The sequence below is a fragment of the Crossiella sp. S99.2 genome (genome assembly GCF_023094165.1).
Lineage (GTDB): Bacteria > Actinomycetota > Actinomycetes > Mycobacteriales > Pseudonocardiaceae > Crossiella.
In genome coordinates this window covers 15,974-33,303 of sequence record NZ_JALMDK010000021.1, presented here as the reverse complement: position 1 = coordinate 33,303, position 17,330 = coordinate 15,974, and the positions used below count along the sequence as shown (strand labels likewise).

Below are 17,330 nucleotides of genomic sequence, written 5' to 3'. Positions count from 1 at the left end.
GGTATGGTCCAAGCCAGTCCCAACAGACCAATTCCCACCCGCAGTGTCGCTGGAGGCAGCCGTGTCTGGTTCGGTCATCGTCGCCGGAGCCCGTACCCCCATGGGGCGGCTGCTCGGCTCGCTCAAGGACTTCTCCGGCGCCCAGCTGGGCGGGGTGGCCATCAAGGCCGCGCTGGAGCGGGCCGGGGTCGCGCCGGAGGCCGTGCAGTACGTGATCATGGGTCAGGTGCTGACCGCGGGCGCCGGGCAGATGCCCGCCCGGCAGGCCGCGGTGGCCGCGGGCATCCCGATGAGCGTGCCCTCGCTGACCATCAACAAGGTGTGCCTGTCCGGCCTGGACGCGATCGCGCTGGCCGACCAGCTCATCCGCGCCGGTGAGTTCGACATCGTGGTGGCCGGTGGCCAGGAGTCGATGACCCAGGCCCCGCACCTGCTGCCGAAGTCCCGCTCCGGGTTCAAGTACGGCGATGTGACCCTGCAGGATCACATGGCGCACGACGGCCTGTTCTGCGCCTTCGACCAGGTCGCGATGGGCGCCTCCACCGAGAAGTACAACCAGCGCTACGGCCTGACCCGGGCCGAGCAGGACGCCTTCGCGGCCCGCTCGCACCAGCGCGCCGCCGCGGCCACGGCCAACGGGATCTTCGAGCAGGAGATCGCGCCGGTGGCCATCCCGCAGCGCAAGGGCGAGCCGGTGCTGTTCGGCACGGACGAGGGCGTGCGCGCGGACACCACCGTGGACACCCTGGGCAAGCTGCGCCCGGCCTTCGCCTCCGACGGCACCATCACCGCGGGCTCGGCCTCGCAGATCTCCGACGGCGCGGCCGCGGTCGTGGTGATGAGCAAGGCCAAGGCGGAGGAGCTGGGCCTGACCTGGCTGGCCGAGATCGGCGCGCACGGCGTGGTGGCCGGTCCGGACGCCAGCCTGCACGAGCAGCCCTCGAACGCGATCAAGGCCGCCTGCGCCAAGGACGGCATCGACCCGGCCGAGCTGGACCTGATCGAGATCAACGAGGCCTTCGCCGCGGTCGGTGTGGTCGCCGCCCGCCAGCTCGGCCTGGACGAGGCGGCCGCGGACGCCAAGGTCAACGTCAACGGCGGCGCGATCGCCCTGGGCCACCCGATCGGCATGTCCGGCGCGCGGGTGGTGCTGCACCTGGCACTGGAGCTGCAGCGGCGCGGCGGCGGCGTCGGCGCGGCCGCGTTGTGCGGCGGCGGCGGCCAGGGTGACGCGCTGGTGATCCGGGTACCGTCTGTCTAATGGTCGACCCTGGCGAGCAGGTCTCCGTCTGACATGGCCCGAGCGATCGACGTCGCCGACCTGGTCGAGCGAGCACGGGAGGGTCAGCCGCGCGCGGTCGCGCGGCTGATCTCCCTGGTCGAGGACGCCAGCCCGCACCTGCGCGCGGTCGCGGCGGCACTGGCCCCGCACACCGGCCGCGCGCAGGTCATCGGTCTCACCGGATCGCCAGGCGTCGGCAAGTCCACCTCGACCTCCGCGCTGGTCACCGCGTTCCGGCAGGCGGGCAAACGGGTCGGCGTGCTCGCGATCGACCCGTCCTCCCCGTTCTCCGGCGGCGCCCTGCTCGGCGACCGGATCCGGATGCAGGAGCACGCCACCGACCCCGGCGTGTTCATCCGCTCCATGGCCACCCGCGGCCACCTGGGCGGCCTGTCCTGGGCCACCCCGCAGGCGCTGCGGGTGCTGGACGCGGCGGGCTGCGACGTGGTGCTGATCGAAACCGTCGGCGTCGGCCAGTCCGAGGTCGAGGTGGTCGCGCTGGCCGACACCACGGTGGTGCTGCTCGCCCCCGGCATGGGTGACGGCATCCAGGCGGCCAAGGCCGGCATCCTGGAGGTCGCCGACGTGTTCGTGGTGAACAAGGCCGACCGGGACGGCGCCGACGCCACCGTGCGCGACCTGAAGTACATGATCTCCCTGGGCCGCAAGGAGATCCGCGGCGCGATGTGGCGCCAGCCGATCATCAAGACGGTGGCCAGCCGGGCCGAGGGCGTGCCCGAGGTGGTCACCGCGCTGCTGGACCACCGGGTTTGGATGACCGAGCACGGCGAGCTGGACCAGCGCAGGCAGCGGCGGGCCGAGGCGGAGATCGAGGCCATCGCACTGGCCGAGCTGCGCAGTCGGCTGGGCGATCTCCGCGGCGGCACCGCACTGACCGACCTGGGCAAACGAGTGGCCGAGGGCGAGCTGGACCCCTATGCCGCCGCGGACGAGCTACTGGCCGGACTGCGCGGCTGACCCGCCGCGCGGCCGCGGCTGATCACCGTCACCGCCACCAGCACCGCCAGCAACCCGGCCGTCACGTGGATCGGCGCCCCCGAGAACGTCGAGCCCAGCACCAGCACCGCCGTCACCGGGAACCCGATCGACAGCGCGCCGCCGCTGCGTGGCCCGATGTGCAGCAGCCACACGCTGAGCAGGAACACCGCCACCGGCACCGTGGTCGCGAAGCCCGCGGCGGCCGTGGACAGGTGCGCGCGATGCAGGTCGTAGTCCACCGCCACGGACAGGCCCGCGCCGACCGCCGCGGCCGAGGCGAAGATCAGGTAGTGGCCGTAGCCCCAGCTCAGCGCCTTGCCCAGGCCGTCGAGGGCGGGTGCGGGCTGGTCGAAGTACAGCCACCACAGCGAGAACAGGATCACCAGCCCGGCCACGGCCAGCGAGATCAGGATCGGGATGTGTTGCTGGGCGGACAGCCCGGCGCGGATCGCGGTGGTCGCGGCCAGCACCGACTCACCCAGCACGATCAGCGTGAACAGGCCGTAGCGCTCGGCGATGTGGTGCGGGTGCCAGCGGGTCGGGCCGCGGCGCTCGGCCCAGACCGGCACCAGCATCTCCAGCACCGCGAGCAGCAGGAACCCGGGCAGGAACAGCGACTCGGGCAGGAACAGCCTGCCGATCCAGCCCAGCTGGACCAGCGCGATGCCCAGCGCGAACCGGTGCGCGCAGGCCCGGCGCGGCGGATCGGCCCTGGCCGCGCGCAGCCACTGGACGATCATGGCCAACCGCATCACCAGGTAGCCGATGGTGATCACGGTGTAGTTCTGCTCGAAGGCCAGTGACACCCCGGCGGCCATCACCAGCCCACCGGCGATCTGGACCAGGACGGTCAGGCGGTAGGGGACATCGTCGGTGTCGTAGCTGGAGGCGAACCAGGTGAAGTTGATCCAGGCCCACCAGATCGCGAAGAACACCAGCACGTAGCCGAGCACGCCGGAGCCGAGGTGGTTCTCGCTCAGGCCGTGGTGCAGCCCGGCTGCCGCGGCGGCCACCGCGACCACGAAACACAGGTCGAACAACAGTTCCAGCGGGGTGGCCGCGCGGTGCGCTTCGGTGGCGTCGCGGGCGGCCATCGGCCGGTGCCAGGGTCGCATGCGCTGATTCTGCGGCAGTTTCCCGCGATTGTCCTCTGTGGACACCGGGATGGAGGACCGACGAAAGTTGGGTGCGAAAGCCACCAGCGTCACCCCCGAGCACCCCGCGCGCGGGCCTATGCTGGAGGGGTGAGCGGGCAACAGCGGGTATCCCAGATGGACAACGTGACGGTACGAATCCCCAAGGCCCCTCCCCGGAACCTTTATCCCGCAACGAATTTCGGCGGTCGCCCACCCGTGCACACGCACTCCGGCAACCCGCTCGGCCCGCGCGTGCCCACCGCGTCCACCGGTGTGCTGCTCGACCTCAGCTCCAAGGCGCGGCGCAAGGTCTTCGTCGGCGCCGTCGGCGCGGGCGTGCTCGGCCTGGTCGTGATGCTGCTGGCGATCTTCGGCGTGATCGGCGCGGGCGGCGTGCTCCGGGTGACCACCGGCGCGCTCGGCGCTGGCTTCCTCGGTCTGTCCCTGATCGCGGTCATGTGCTGGCGGGTGATCTCCCGCGACCGGCGGCTGCGGATCTCCCCGCACGGCCTGCGCTGGGACGAGGACCACGGTTCGCCGTTCACCCTGCGCTGGGCCGAACTCGGCGCGGTCGAACTGACCCGCGGCGAGCGCGGCAAGATCAGCCTGGACCTCTACCCCGGCGACTCCAACTTCCGCCAGCGCCACCCGGAGATGGAACACCTCTACGGCCGGCACGGCATCGACAACGGCTACCGCCTCCCGCTCGGCGACTCCGTGCAGCTGCTGCCGCCGGTCGAACTGGCCCTGCGCCGCTACTGCCTCAACCTCTACCGCGGCGTCCGCTAACTCGGGTGACCCTGCGCGACAGCCTGATCACGCAGGTGAGAGCGTTGTCCTGACCTGTGGATGAGCGCACGGACCAGGGGCTCGGCCGAGGTATCTTGAGGGTTCGAAGACAACTCGATCCGAGCAGGAGTCAACAACGATGAGCGCTGTGTGGTGGGTGCTGCTCGCCCTTCCGGTGGGTGTCGCACTGGCCGTGCTGGTGCTGCGACTCTGGCCGGGTGAGCGCACCGGACCGGGACAGGTCTCGGTGGAGGACCTGCGGGAGCGCGAGGACGTCGACTCCCTGCCGTACTACCCGACCGGCACCTTCCCGATCCCCAAGCTGGACGCGGAAACCCTGAAGCAGCACCTGGACGAACGCGAGCCCAGGCGGGGGTAAGCGCCCCACCTGGGCTCGCGAGCGCGCGAACTCAGCAGCTGGTCCGGTAGAAGTACTCCTTCTTGCTGTCCATGTCGTCCTTGGTGATCGCGACCAGGTTGGTCTCGATCTCCTTGGTCGTGGACTTGCCCTCCAGCGCGTTGACCACCTGCTGCACGCCCTGGCGGCCGATGCCCGCCGGGTCCTGCGCGATCAGGGCCTGGACATCGCCGTTGCGCAGGCCGTCGACCTGCTTCGGGCTGGCGTCGAAGCCGACCAGCTTGACCTCGCCGCGCTTGTTCGCGTTGCGCAGGCCGGCCGCGGCGCCCTCGCCGGAGTTGAGGTTGGTGGCGAACACGCCTGCCAGGTCCGGGGTGGCGGCGACCTGGGCGGAGACGATGTTGGCGGCCTGGGAGGGCTCGTTGTCGCTGTACTTCTGGCCGACGTACTTGATGTTCGGGTACTTCTTGATCTCCTCCTCGAAGCCCGCGGCGCGGGCGTCCGTGGTGGAGGTGCCGGCCTTGGTGTTGATCACCAGGACCGAGCCCTTCTCGCCGATCAGCTTGGCCAGGGTCTGCGCGGCGAGCTGACCGCCCTGCTTGTTGTTGGAGGAGATCGCCGAGGCCGCGATGGAGCGGTCCTTCAGCTTGGTGTCCACCTCGACGACCTTGATCCCGGCGCTGGTCAGCTGCTTCATCGGAGTGCCCAGCGCGGTGTCGTCGGTCGGCGCGATCAGCACGCCGGAAGGCTTGGCGGCCAGCACGCTGTTCACGATCGGCACCTGCAGCGCGGCCTCGAACTTCTCCGGGGCCTGCACGCTCAGCTCGTAGCCGAGCTTGCCAGCCTCCTCCTTGGCCCCACACTCCATCGAGATGTAGAAGGGCTCGCCCTTCACCCCGGGCAGCAGCGCCAGCTTCTTGTTGTTGGCAGGCGCAGCGCCGCCGGGAGTCTCCCCGATCTTGCCGCCGCCGCAGGCCGCGAGCGCGAGCACGGTAGCCAGCGCGGCCCCCATCGTCAGCGCGGTCCGTGATGCGTTCATTTTTCCCACCTTCACACTTCGTTGTGCTCCGAGAGTCTCTCTACCTGCTGTTTCGCGCCCGGCGGCGGAGCTGGTCGAACCAGACCGCCGCGACGAGCACCGCGCCGATCGCCACCGGCTGCCAGAACTGCGGGACGTCGATGATCAGGAAGCCCTTCTTGAGCACGGTCGGGATGAACACCCCGATCACCGTGCCGATCACCGAACCGACCCCGCCGAACAGGGAGGTGCCGCCCAGCACCACCGCGGCGATCGCGTTGAGGTTCTCCGTGGTGTGCCCGCTGATCGTGGTCGTGCCGTAGTAGGCCAGCGACATGAAGCCAGCCAGCCCGGCCAGCGCGCCCACGTAGGTGTAGATCAGCACCAGGTGCCGGTCCACCTTGATCCCGGAGCGGCGGGCCGCCTCCGGGTTGGAGCCGATCGCCAGGGTGTACCGGCCGAACCGGGTGGTGGCCAGCAGCCAGGCGCCGACCGCGGTGACCAGCACCGCGACGATCACCAGGTTCGGCACGATGCCGGTGGCGCCGAAGCCCAGCCAGTCCCGCAGCAGGGTCGGCACGGTGCGCACGTCCACGCCGTCGGTGAGCAGCTGAGCCGCGCCCAGTGCCGCGCCGAAGGAGCCGAGCGTGACGATCAGCGCCGGGATCTTGGCCTTGGCGATGAGCAACCCGTTGAGCAGGCCCCAGGCCGCACCGCCGACGATGGTGATCAGGAAGCCGACCAGGATGACCTCGACGCCAGCGTTGGTGGCATCACCACCGGGGCTCATCGCCTCCATCACCTGCGCGCCGACCACGCCCGCGAAGACCAGCACCGAACCGACGGACAGGTCGATGCCGGCGGTGATGATCACGTAGGTCATGCCGACCGCGAGCACCAGCAGCACCGATGCCTCGATGAACAGCTGCTGGAAGTTGAACAGGGTGAGGAAGCTGTCCGGCCGCAGCGCGCTGAAGACCACCAGCAGCACGAGCAGGACCAGGCCGATCCACAGCGTGTTCGCACTGGCCAGCCGCTTGGCCAGCGGCCGGGTGCCCTCGTTGATGAACTGGCCGCTGTCCGCGGGGGTCTTGGCGGTGTCGTTGGTCATGCCGCGTCCTCCTGGGTCAGCGCGCCGGTCATGGCGCCGACCAGTTCCTCCAGCGTGGTCTGCGCCGCGTCGAACCGGGCCACCCGGCGACCCAGTCGCAGCACCTCGATGCGGTCCGAGACCTTGAGCACCTCGGGCATGTTGTGGCTGATCAGCACCACCGCGATGCCGTTGTCCCTGACCCGGCGGATCACGTCGAGCACGCGTTCCCGCTGCACCACGCCGAGCGCGGCGGTCGGCTCGTCCATGAACACCAGCTTGCTGGCCCAGGCCACCGACCGGGCCACCGCGACGCTCTGCCGCTGCCCGCCGGAGAGCGAGCCGATCGGCACGTCCAGGCTTTGCAGGGACACCCCGAGCTGGGTGAAGTGGGTGGCCGCCTGGCGGCGCATCTCCTTCTTGTCCAGCATGCCGAGCTTGCCGAGCAGTCCGCCGCGGCGCAGCTCCCGGCCGAGGAACAGATTGGCCGCCGGATCCAGGTCCGGGGCGACCGCGAGGTCCTGGTACACGGTCTCGATGCCCAGCTCGCGCGCGGTGGTCGGCCGGTCCAGGCTGACCTCCGCGCCGTCCAGCAGGATCTGCCCGGAGTCCGGCTGTTCGGCCCCGGAAAGGCATTTGACCAGCGTGGACTTCCCGGCGCCGTTGTCGCCGATGAGCGAGACGACCTCGCCGGCCCGCAGCTCGAAGGAGGCGCCGCGCAGGGCCTCCACCGAGCCGTAGTGCTTGACCAGGTCGCGCGCTTCCAGCAGCGCGGTCATGACGTAGAACCTCCCACGATCGGCGGACGGCAGCGGACCAGCACCAGGTCGCCGTCCACTCGGCACGATCCGGCGGCGTGCGGCAGGACCACGGTGTTGCCGCGGACCAGCTCCAGCGAGCCACCGGTTTGCGTCGACAGGCCGCCGGAGCCCGCCAGCGCGACCAGCACGGCGAAACCGGGGTCGAACTCCACCGGCGACTCGGTGTGCACGCGGTCCGCGCGGAAGAACTCCAGCGACTGCTCGCCCAGCAGGTCCACCGAGGGACCACGCTGGTCAGCGGTGTGCCGGACCAGTCCGTCCAGGCGCGCAGCGCCCCAGCCGGACCGGTCGACACAGCCGAGAGCGGCCTCGAAACCGAGGCCGAGGTGCACCGAGGAGTCACCCTCCTCGGCGAATCCGGTCCACTCCAGCAGGACCGAGAAGTCGGTGGGCTGTTGCAGCTCCACGATGAACACGCCGGCGCCGATCGCGTGCGGCAGCCCGGCTGGCACGAACACGGTGTCCCCGGCCTTGACCGGCACCTCGTTCAGCGCGTGCAGCATGGTCGAGGTGTCCTGGCTGGCCACCCAGGCCGCCACCGTCGCCTCGTCCACACCCTCGCGGAAACCCACGTACACCACGGGATTCGGGCCGGTGGTGCCCACCACCACCCACGCCTCGGTCTTGCCGAAGCGGCAGTCCAGGTGGCTGGCCGCGAAGGAGTCCGAGGGGTGGCAGTGCACCGGCAGCCGCTGTCCCGCGTCCAGCAGTTTGACCAGCAGCGCCGGGTTCGCGCCGAACTCGGCCACGTGCTCGGCGCCCAGCCAGGCAGCCGGGGCGGCCTCGATCGCCGAGCGCAGCAGCTCGCCACCGGGCAGGGCGGCCAGCCCCGCGGTGTGCTGACCGAACAGCGTGGTGGTGGAGGCGACCCAGTCCTCCGGCCCCCACTCCGCGGCGTTCACGGCCCCGCGCAGCTCGGCGATGGCCGCGCCGCCGCGGTAGAACCGTTCGGGCTGGTTTGCCTCCAGCAGGACGGGCTTCACGTTTTGCGCCCAACCTCTCCTGATCCACGTGCGACTAACCGCGCCGGGAGAACCACCCGGCGTGGAGGTGAGTTGTCCCCGTCGAGCCGGGCGAACAGCAGTTCGGCCGCGGCCCGCCCGAGCAGCGCGACATCGTGCGCCACCACCGTCACCGGCGGGGAGAGCAGATCGGCCAGCTCGAAGTCGTCGAAGCCCACCAGGGCGGGGCGGTCCGGGCGCTGGGCGAAGGCGCGCAGCAGCAGCACGGTGATCCGGTTGTTGCCGGAGACGATCGCGGTGGCCGGGTTGCGGCCGTCCAGCAACCGGCGCAGCACACCCGCCACGCTGTGCTCGTCGTGCGGGCCCATCGCGACCAGGTCCTCCGGGTACTGCAACCCGGCCCGCGCGCAGCCCTCCCGGAACCCGCGCAGTCGCTCGGCCGCGGTGAAGATGTCCGGGGCGTCGCCGAGGAAGGCGATCCGGCGGTGGCCCTGGTCGGCCAGGTGCCGCACCGCCTCGGCCGCGCCGCCGATGTTGTCCACCAGCACCGTGTCCGCCACGACATCGCCTGCCGGCCGGTCCAGGAACACCACCGGCATGCCGGCCCGCATCTCCGGCACCAGGTAGCCGTGCTGCATCCCGGCGGGCACCACCAGCAGGCCGTCCACCCGGCGGGCGCAGAACTCCAGTGCCAGCTCGCGTTCCCGGCCGGGATCCTCATCCGAGGAGCCGGTCAGCACCTGGCGGCCGTGCGAGCGCGCGACCTCCTCGACCGCCCGGGTGAGCTGGGAGTAGAAGGGGTTGGCGACGTCTTCCAGGATCAGCCCGAGGGTGCCGGTGGACGAGCCGCGGCGCAGGTTGCGCGCGGACAGGTTCCGCCGGAAACCGAGCTGGTCGATCGCGGCGAGCACGCGCTCGGCGGTCGCCGGATGAACTCCCGGCTCGTCGTTGACGACCCGGGACACCGTTTTGATGCTCACGCCCGCGAGCCGCGCCACATCGCTCATGGTGGCGCGTCGCACGCGGCGGGCTCCTTCGGACAACGTTGTCATTTGAGGCCGGATTGGACACGCTCGCGCCTGGGGTTGTCAACGGTTCCGGCCCGACTCGTTACGCCGAACGGGATCTCAATCGGTTCCGTTGGCTGCGTGGACGCCGATAACCACCCATCGGCGCTTGACGTTGATCTCGCCAGATCAGCAGGGTGTCGATCAGGGTCGAGCCATCCGACAAGGTTGTCAGGTGGGCCTGGCGACGTGGCCGTGCCCTCAGGAGGCGATCACGAGATGACCGCACGAAGTCGGCGCCTGCGCACAGCCTGCGCGGCCCTGCTCGGCGTGGCCGTGATGGTGGCGGGGGCTGGCCTACCGGCCGGCGCCGCGCCCGCGAAACGCGCGGTGGAGGACCTCGCGCAGTGGGTGAACCCGTTCGTCGGCACCAAACCGGGCGGGCCGGACCACGGCACCGGAGGCGGGGCCGGCAACAACTTCCCCGGCGCGGTCGCGCCCTTCGGCATGATGCAGTGGAGCCCGGACACCGTCACCCACCAGCACGGCGGCTACTACTACGACGACAACCGGATCAAGGGCTTCAGCCTGACCCACCTCTCCGGCGCGGGCTGCTCCACCTACCAGGACATCCCGATCATGCCCTTCGTCGGCGAGGTCACCACCTCCCCGGCCACCGACCCCGGCCGCTACGTCTCGACCTTCTCCCACACCAACGAGAAGGCCAGTCCCGGCGCGTACTCGGTCGGCCTGGACTCCGGCGCCAAGGTCGAGCTGACCGCCACCCAGCGCACCGGCCTGGGCAAGGTCACCTTCCCCGAGGGTCGTCCGTCCACCATCCTGGTCAACTCCTCCGGCTCCATCGCCGGGGCCGACGACGCCGAGACGATCATCGGCAAGGACTCGGTGAGCGGCTGGGCCAGCAGCGGCCGGTTCTGCGGTCAGCAGCAGAACAAGTACCGGGTCTACTACCACGTCCAGTTCGACCGCCCGTTCGCCTCGGTCGGGACCTGGAAGAACGGCTCGGTCAACACCGGCCAGACCCGCGAGCGCGGCGGCTCGGCGCCCAAGGTCGACCTGGCGGCGGTGAACGCGCCCAAGGCCACCGCGGACCAGGGCAAGCGGTCCGCGCCGCGGGCCATGGGCACCCAGGACACCGTGGTCTCCGGACCGGGCAGCGGCGGCTTCGTCAGCTTCGACCCCTACGACGGCGACACCGTGCAGCTGCGGGTCGGGCTGTCCTTCGTCTCCCTGGACGGGGCCAAGAACAACCTCCTCGCGGAGAACATCGGCAAGTCCTTCGAGAACATCGCCGCCGAGACCAGGGCCGCCTGGAACGAGCGGCTCAACACCATCCGGGTCAGTGGCGGCACCGACGCCCAGCGCACCACCTTCTACACCGCGCTGTTCCACTCCCTGGTGCAGCCCAACGTCTTCTCCGACGCCGACGGCAGATACATCGGCTTCGACGGGCGATTGCATTCGGCCGAGGCCGGACATGCCATCTACACCAACCTCTCCGGCTGGGACGTCTACCGCTCGGAGATCCAGCTGCTGTCGGTGATCGCGCCGGCGGAAGCCTCCGACATCTCCCGGTCCATGATCGCCTTCGCCGAACAGGGCGGGTCCTGGGACCGGTGGACGGTGGCCAACAGCTACACCGGGGTGATGGTCGGCGACCCGTACCACATCATGGTCGCCAGCTCCTATGCCTTTGGCGCCAAGGACTTCGACGCGCGCAAGGCACTGCTGCTGATGCTGCGCGGGGCCACCCAGAAAACCCAGGGCTACGAGGAACGCCCCGGCCTGGAGGACTACCAGAAGCTCGGCTACATCCCGCTGGGCGCGCCCAACACCTGGGGCCCGCCCGCGACCACGCTGGAATACGCCAGCGCCGACTTCGCCATCGCCGACCTGGCCCGGCGGCTCGGCGACGGCGCCACCTGGAGCGCTTTCAGCAAGCGATCCCAGCACTGGCAGAACATCTTCAACCCCGGCACCGGCTACATCCAGGCCCGCAACCGGGACGGCTCCTTCCTGGAACCCTTAAACCCCGGCGAGTCCAACAACTGGGTGGAGGGCAACGCGGCCCAGTACACCTGGATGGTGCCGCACAACGCGCAGGGCCTGATCACCGCGATGGGCGGCAACGAGGCCACGGTGAAACGGCTGGACCACTTCTTCACCAAGCTCAACGCCGGCCCCAATGAGCCGTATGCCTTCCTGGGCAACGAGCCGATCATGCACGCGCCCTGGCTGTACAACTTCGCCGGCGCCCCGCACCGCACCCAGGAGGTCACCCGGCGCGCGGTGAACGACCTGTTCGGCCCAGGGGCCAACGGGTTGATGGGCAACGACGACCTCGGCCAGATGTCCTCCTGGTACGTCTGGGCGGCCATGGGCATGTACCCGGTCATCCCCGGCCGGGCCGAACTGGTGCTCAACAGCCCGCTGTTCCCGGAGATCACCGTGACCCGGCCGGGCGGGTCCACCTGGACCATCAAGGCGCCCGGCGCCGCGGCGAAGAACCAGTACGTCAGCGGGGTCAAGGTGAACGGCCGGGCGATCAACAACACCTGGCTGCCCGAATCCTTCGCCGAACGCGGCGGCACGGTGGAATTCGCCTTGCAGAACACGCCGAACCTGAGCTGGGGCAGCAAGCCGGAGAACGCGCCACCGTCCTTCCGGGAGGGTGAGACCGGCGCTCGCGGCTCGGTCGAACCCGGCCGCCTGGTGCTGCCCGCTGGTGGTTCCGGCGCGGCGGTGATCGGCGCGCAGGACTTCTCCGGCAAGGGCGCCAAGGTCCGCTGGGCCACCCAGGCGCCAGCCGGACTGACCGTCACCCCGGCCAGCGGCGAGCTGACCGTGCCCCCCGGCGGCAAGGCCGGGGCCACCGTCACGGTCGCCGTCGCCGCGGGCACACCCGAAGGGGCGCAACGGATTCCGGTCACCTTCACCGGAGCGGGCGGGATGAACATGTCACCCGGCGCGCTGCAGGTCCTCGTCGCCGAACCGAACAGTCTGCGCGCGGCCTACAACAACGCGGGCGTGTCCCCGGACGACGACCCGGCCGCGGCCAACTACGACGGCGGCGGGTGGAGCTACTCCCGCAACGCCCTCGCCGGAGCGGGCGTCCGTCCAGGTGGAACGGTCACAGTGGACGGTCTGGCGCACCGGTGGCCGGACATTCCCAAGGGAGAGGCGGACAACGCCACCATGGCCGGGCAGACGGTGAAGATCACCGCACCGGCCGGCGCGACCAAGTTGTCGGTGCTGGGCAGTGCCACCAACGGAAAGTCCGTGGGCACGCTGTCGCTCAACTACGCCGATGGCACGACCGAGCGAGCCGAGATCGCCTTCAACGACTGGGCGGTCAACGCTTCCGCGATCGAGTTCGGCAACCGCGTCGCGGCCACCATGTCCTACCGCAACAAGAACGACGGCCCGCAACAGCTGACCGTGCACCTGTTCGCCACCGCGCCGATCCCACTGGCGGCCGGGAAACAACTGGTGAGCGTCACCCTGCCGAACTCCGCGCAGGGCGGTCTGCTGCACGTTTTCACTGTCACCGCCGGGTAATTCGCAAGGTGAACTAAGGATGAAGCGCAGGCATCAGGGGGCTGGAACTGAGTCCGCCCAGCCCCCTGATGTCAACCTACGAAGAGCCCTAACAAGACATGAATCTGTTGACTAGTTTCTTCCCTGTACCTGCTGCGGAGGCGCGGCCAGGGGCATAGACGCCCGTAGCAGCCACAAGCTGCGGGCCGGGCCGGTCAACTATGGCGGCGGGATCGGCCCGGCCCGCACCTGTGTTGGATTGGCGTGCTCCGCACGCTGGATTTTTCGCTCCTGAGTCGCCTCGTCGTGTACCCGCCGCACGCGAAGCAAGCTTCGGATGCGTCGGGCACACGACAAGGCAACGCGAAAAATCGGCACCCCGCCGCTGGTTAAGAGCCCGCCGTGTCGCTGCGCGCCACGCCTCTTTCGCAACAAGTTTTCGGCCTGTGGCTGTGCTTCAGGCCTTCTCGCGCGACTCTGGCTCGCTGCCTCGCCGGGCGTTCTCTAGTTGTTCTGCGGCCTTCTCTAGCCGCAGAGGACCAGCAGTGGGGTCACCACGGTGCAGGTTCTGGACGCCGTGTTGTTGGCCGGGTTGGGGTCCGTCGGGGTGGAGGAGTGCAGGGTGGCCGTGACCTTCTTGCCGATTCCGATGGTGAGCAGGCTCAGCGGCACCCGGAAGGTGATCTGATCCGAGGCGCCCGCGGCCAGGTTGCCGCCGCCGCAGGTGACCACGGTGCCTGCCACCGTGCACTCCGGGGACGGGGCGATCGCGGTGGTGCCCGCGGGCAGCTGGGCCTTGATCACGACGCCGAACGCGGTGCCGGGGCCGAGGTTGCTGGCCTTGACGGTGTACTCGATGGCCGGGATGAGGACGCCCAGGATCGGGTTCGTCGACAGCTCGACCTTGATGTCCGGGCCTGCGGCGGGGGCGGCCTGGGCGGCGGGGGCGAACACCGCGGCCAGCGCCATCGCGCAGCCGACAGCCTTGGCGGGCAAGGAAAAACGCATGACATCCCTTGGGTTCGATGGTGAGTGACCGCGCCGGACCGCGGCGAGCGTTGGTAACGCTCGGTGCTTGGACGTGTTCACTCTGCTTGCAGGTGCGGCCGGTCACAAGCGTCCATCCGGTGGTCGTGCGGTGCTGCGCGCGGACCTGTCCGTCTAGCCCGTCAACAGCTCCGCGACCCACCTGACCTCGGCGGATGCCTCGCATTCGCGCAGCACCTCGATGGCCTCTCGCCAGCATTCGGCCGCAGCGTCCGGCTCGGTGTGCGCCAGGCCGCGCACGGCCAGCGCGCAGCCGAGGAACAGCAGCTGGCCGGTCTGCCTGGCCAGTTCGACCGCCGCGGTAGCCAGACCGGCCGCCGCCGTGCACTCGCCGAGGCCGAGCTTGATGTGCGCCAACTCGGTCAGCACCGGGGGCTCCATGAACACCAGCCCGCCGGCGCGCACCTCGGTCAGCGCGTCCTCGGCCTGGGTCAGCGCCTCGGTGTGCCTGCCTTCCTCGCGGGCGATGCCGGCCAGGTTGGTCACCGCGTGCACCCGGCCCGCCCGGAAACCCATCTCCTCGGCGATCCGGATGGCCAGCTGGAAGTAGCCGGTGGCCACCGCGAGAGTGCCGCGCCTGCGGTGCATCGCGGCCAGGATGTTCAGTCCGTTGGCCTCGATCCGCCGGTCGCCCAGTTCCCTGGCCAGCGCCACCGCGGCCGCGGCCACCTGCTCGCACTCGGCCAGCTCGTCCCGGTCCCGGTGCACGGCGGCCAGGCAGCTGAGCACCGCGGCCTCGCCCACCCGGTTCCCGCCGTCCTGGTATCCGGCCAGCGCCAGCTCCAGTTCGGTCAGCGCCGTCCTGGTGCGGCCGACGGAGAACAGCGCGACGCCCAGGTACAGCCTGCCGTCGGCGTTGCCCAGGGCCACCGCCTGCTCGTGGAACTGGATCGCCTCGGCGAAGCGGCCGAGCTGCTGGTGCACCGCGCCCAGGTTGTTCAACGCACTCGACTCGCCCGCCCGGTTGCCGGCTTCCCGGTACAGGGCAAGGGATTTCGCGTGGTGCTCGGCCGCGGTCTGCGGCTGCCCGAGCCGCCCGTGCGCCATGCCCAGCCCGTCCAGCGCGACCGCCTGACCCAGCGGATCACCCAGCGAGCGGTACAGCTCCACCGCCCGCTGCTGGTGCACCGCGGCTTCCCGCAGGCTGCCCAGCCTGGTCTGGAACTGCCCGAGCAGTGCGTGCATCCTGGCCTGCGCCGGCCGATCGTGCACCGCCATCGCCGCGGCCAGCCCGGCCTCCGCGGTGGCCACCGCCTCCGCGCCACAGCCGCGCGCGCCGAAGTAGCCGTGCAGCGCGTCCGCGATCCGCCAGGCGTAGTCGGGCAGTCCGCGCTCGGCCGCGGTGCTCGCCGCGGCCACCAGGGACGGCCGCTCACCGTCCACAATGGAGGGTTCGGCGGAGGCGGCGGTGCGGGTGAGGAACTCATAGGCCCGGCGCAGCGCGGCGTGCAGTTCGGCCGGTGACTCGGTGTCCTCGGCGCGGGCGCAGGCGTACTCGCGCAACAGGTCGTGGCACTGGAACCGGCCGGAACCCGGCTCCTGCACCAGGTTCGCCGCGATCAGTCGATCCAGCAGGGCGCTGGTCTCCGGCTCGGTCAGGTCCGCGACCGCGGCGGCCAGCGGTAGCCCGAAATCCGGGCCGGGTAGCAGGCCGAGCAGCCGGAACAGCCGCTGTGCCAACGGGTCCAGCATGGCGTAGGACAGGTCGAAGGCGGCGTGCACGGCCGCCTCGCTGTCCCCGTCCACCGACAGCGCGTCCAGCCGGTTGCCCGCGCGCAGATCGGTGACGTACCGGGTCAGGTCCCGGTGCGGCCGGCCGGCGAAGTTGGCCCCGGCGATGCGCAGCGCCAGCGGCAGCCGGGCGCACAGCGCGGCCAGCTCCAGCGCGGCGTCCGGTTCCTTGTGCACCAGGTCCGCGCCGAGCACATCGCCGAGCAGCGCCACCGCGTCCGCCGCGGGCAGCACGTCCACGGTCAGCGTGGGCGCTTCCAGCGCGCGCAGGCTGTCCCGGCTGGTGATCAGCGCCGCGCTGCCCGGGGTGTCCGGCAGCAGCGGCCGCACCTCGGCCGCGCCCGCGGTGTTGTCCAGCACCACCAGCACCCGCTTGCCGGACAACGCCTTGCGGTACAGCGCGATCTGCTCGGCCAGCGCCGCGGGCACGTGGTCCGGCCGCACGCCCAGCGCGCGCAGCAGCCGGGCCAGCGCCTCGGTCGGCGGCATCGGCGGACTGGTCGCGTAGCCGCGCAGGTTCACATACAGCTGCCCGTCCGGGAACCGGCCGCGCGCGCCGTGCGCCCACTGCACCGCCACCGTGGTCTTGCCCACCCCCGGCGGCCCGGCCAGTGCCGCCACCACCGGCCGCGGGCCCGGCACGAGCAGGGTGTCCAGCCGGGTCAGCAGCTCCGCCCGGCCGACAAAACCGTTGGCGCCCGGCGGTAACTGGCACACCCCGGCCGGTCGCGGGGTGTCGATGACCTGCTCCGGCTGGGCCGGGGCGCCGCTGAGGATGGAGTGGTGCAGCGCGCGCAGTTCGGCGTCCAGGCCGGCCCGGAACAGCACGTGCGCGGCCCGGTAGGTCTCCAGCGCCTCGGCCTGCCGCCCGGCCCGGTAGAGCGCGAGCATGAGCTGGTACCAGAACCGCGGCCGGGTCGGGTGGTCCTTGGTCAGCGAGGTCAGCTCGCCGACGAGTTCGTGGTGCGCGCCCAGCCGCAGGTCCAGTTCCAGCCGCTGTTCCAGCGCGTCCAGCAGTTCCCGTTCCAGCCGCGGCGCCAGGTCCTGGCGCACCCAGTCGAAACGCAGATCGGCCAGTGGCGCGCCCCGCCAGAGGGTCAGCGCGTTGTGCAGCAGCGCGGCGGCCTGCTCGTCGGTCTGCCCGTCCCGTCCGGCCTCGGCGACCAGGGCGCGGAAGCGGTGCAGGTCCACCGCCTGCGGGTCGACCACGAGCTGGTAGCCGGTCGGCCGGGTGAGCAGCTCGACCCCGGGTTCCCCTGCCAGCAGCTTGCGCAGCGCGGCGATCAGCCCGTGCACCGCATTGCGCGCCGAGGCCGGTGGCGCGTTGTCCCACAGCGCCCGGACCAGCCGGTCCACCGGCACCACCCGGCCTGCCTCGACCAGCAGCATGCCGAGCAGGGCACGACGACGGGGCGGACCGGGCGGCAACGCCGTCCCGTCCCGCCATGCCTCCACCGAGCCGAGCACGCCGAACCGCACCGGGTCAATGTTTCATCCCGCCCCGGCACACGCCACGTTCGGCTAGCTTCTGC

13 protein-coding genes are annotated in these 17,330 nt (G+C 70.9%); 5 read left to right on the top strand and 8 right to left on the bottom strand.

Annotated elements, in window-relative coordinates; all coding sequences use genetic code 11:
- Window positions 1–61 precede the first annotated feature (61 nt).
- On the top strand, window positions 62–1,261 hold the full coding sequence (locus tag MZC64_RS44210) for an acetyl-CoA C-acetyltransferase (RefSeq protein ID WP_247765630.1): 1,200 nt from the start codon (window positions 62–64) through the stop codon (window positions 1,259–1,261).
- Window positions 1,262–1,294: 33 nt separating this feature from the next.
- Window positions 1,295–2,260, top strand: a complete 966-nt coding sequence (gene meaB / locus MZC64_RS44205) for a methylmalonyl Co-A mutase-associated GTPase MeaB (protein WP_247765632.1) — start codon at window positions 1,295–1,297, stop codon at window positions 2,258–2,260.
- On the opposite strand, the gene MZC64_RS44200 is transcribed toward meaB, so the two are convergent.
- Window positions 2,218–3,396 (bottom strand): low temperature requirement protein A, encoded by a 1,179-nt coding sequence (locus MZC64_RS44200; RefSeq protein WP_247765633.1) that lies wholly within the window; start codon window positions 3,394–3,396, stop codon window positions 2,218–2,220. The genes meaB and MZC64_RS44200 overlap by 43 nt on opposite strands.
- A 237-nt stretch (window positions 3,397–3,633) precedes the next feature.
- Between MZC64_RS44200 and MZC64_RS44195 the strand changes: the two genes are divergently transcribed.
- Together MZC64_RS44195 and MZC64_RS44190 are read left to right on the top strand one after the other, a co-directional pair.
- On the top strand, window positions 3,634–4,206 hold the full coding sequence (locus tag MZC64_RS44195; protein WP_247765635.1) for a hypothetical protein: 573 nt from the start codon (window positions 3,634–3,636) through the stop codon (window positions 4,204–4,206).
- A 139-nt stretch (window positions 4,207–4,345) separates the two neighbouring features.
- Window positions 4,346–4,585 carry a hypothetical protein gene (locus MZC64_RS44190; RefSeq protein ID WP_247765636.1) on the top strand — a complete coding sequence of 80 codons (240 nt, stop codon included), beginning with the start codon at window positions 4,346–4,348 and terminating at the stop codon, window positions 4,583–4,585.
- 31 nt (window positions 4,586–4,616) lie between these two features.
- Here MZC64_RS44190 and MZC64_RS44185 read toward each other — a convergent pair whose 3' ends face one another.
- The 5 genes from MZC64_RS44185 to MZC64_RS44165 are packed head-to-tail and all read right to left on the bottom strand — an operon-like array spanning window position 4,617 to window position 9,462.
- The gene (locus MZC64_RS44185) at window positions 4,617–5,603 is read right to left on the bottom strand and encodes an ABC transporter substrate-binding protein (protein WP_247765637.1); all 987 of its coding nucleotides are present in this window, start codon (window positions 5,601–5,603) and stop codon (window positions 4,617–4,619) included.
- A 40-nt stretch (window positions 5,604–5,643) separates the two neighbouring features.
- Window positions 5,644–6,693 carry an ABC transporter permease gene (locus tag MZC64_RS44180; protein ID WP_247765638.1) on the bottom strand — a complete coding sequence of 350 codons (1,050 nt, stop codon included), beginning with the start codon at window positions 6,691–6,693 and terminating at the stop codon, window positions 5,644–5,646.
- On the bottom strand, window positions 6,690–7,451 hold the full coding sequence (locus MZC64_RS44175; protein WP_247765640.1) for an ATP-binding cassette domain-containing protein: 762 nt from the start codon (window positions 7,449–7,451) through the stop codon (window positions 6,690–6,692). Before MZC64_RS44175 ends, MZC64_RS44180 begins: the two co-directional genes overlap by 4 nt.
- A complete protein-coding gene (locus tag MZC64_RS44170; protein WP_247765641.1) occupies window positions 7,448–8,476 on the bottom strand; it encodes a mannose-6-phosphate isomerase in 1,029 nt (342 codons plus the stop codon). The genes MZC64_RS44175 and MZC64_RS44170 overlap by 4 nt, the downstream gene beginning before the upstream one ends.
- A complete protein-coding gene (locus MZC64_RS44165) occupies window positions 8,473–9,462 on the bottom strand; it encodes a LacI family DNA-binding transcriptional regulator (protein ID WP_247797794.1) in 990 nt (329 codons plus the stop codon). Before MZC64_RS44165 ends, MZC64_RS44170 begins: the two co-directional genes overlap by 4 nt.
- A 279-nt stretch (window positions 9,463–9,741) precedes the next feature.
- On the opposite strand from MZC64_RS44165, the gene MZC64_RS44160 reads away from it, so the two are divergent.
- Entirely contained in the window at window positions 9,742–13,041 is a 3,300-nt protein-coding gene (locus tag MZC64_RS44160; RefSeq protein ID WP_247765643.1) for a GH92 family glycosyl hydrolase, read from the top strand.
- 504 nt (window positions 13,042–13,545) lie between these two features.
- On the opposite strand, the gene MZC64_RS44155 is transcribed toward MZC64_RS44160, so the two are convergent.
- Window positions 13,546–14,028 carry a DUF11 domain-containing protein gene (locus tag MZC64_RS44155; protein ID WP_247765645.1) on the bottom strand — a complete coding sequence of 161 codons (483 nt, stop codon included), beginning with the start codon at window positions 14,026–14,028 and terminating at the stop codon, window positions 13,546–13,548.
- A gap of 153 nt (window positions 14,029–14,181) precedes the next feature.
- A complete protein-coding gene (locus MZC64_RS44150) occupies window positions 14,182–17,277 on the bottom strand; it encodes a BTAD domain-containing putative transcriptional regulator (protein WP_247765647.1) in 3,096 nt (1,031 codons plus the stop codon).
- Between the last annotated feature and the right edge of the window lie 53 nt (window positions 17,278–17,330).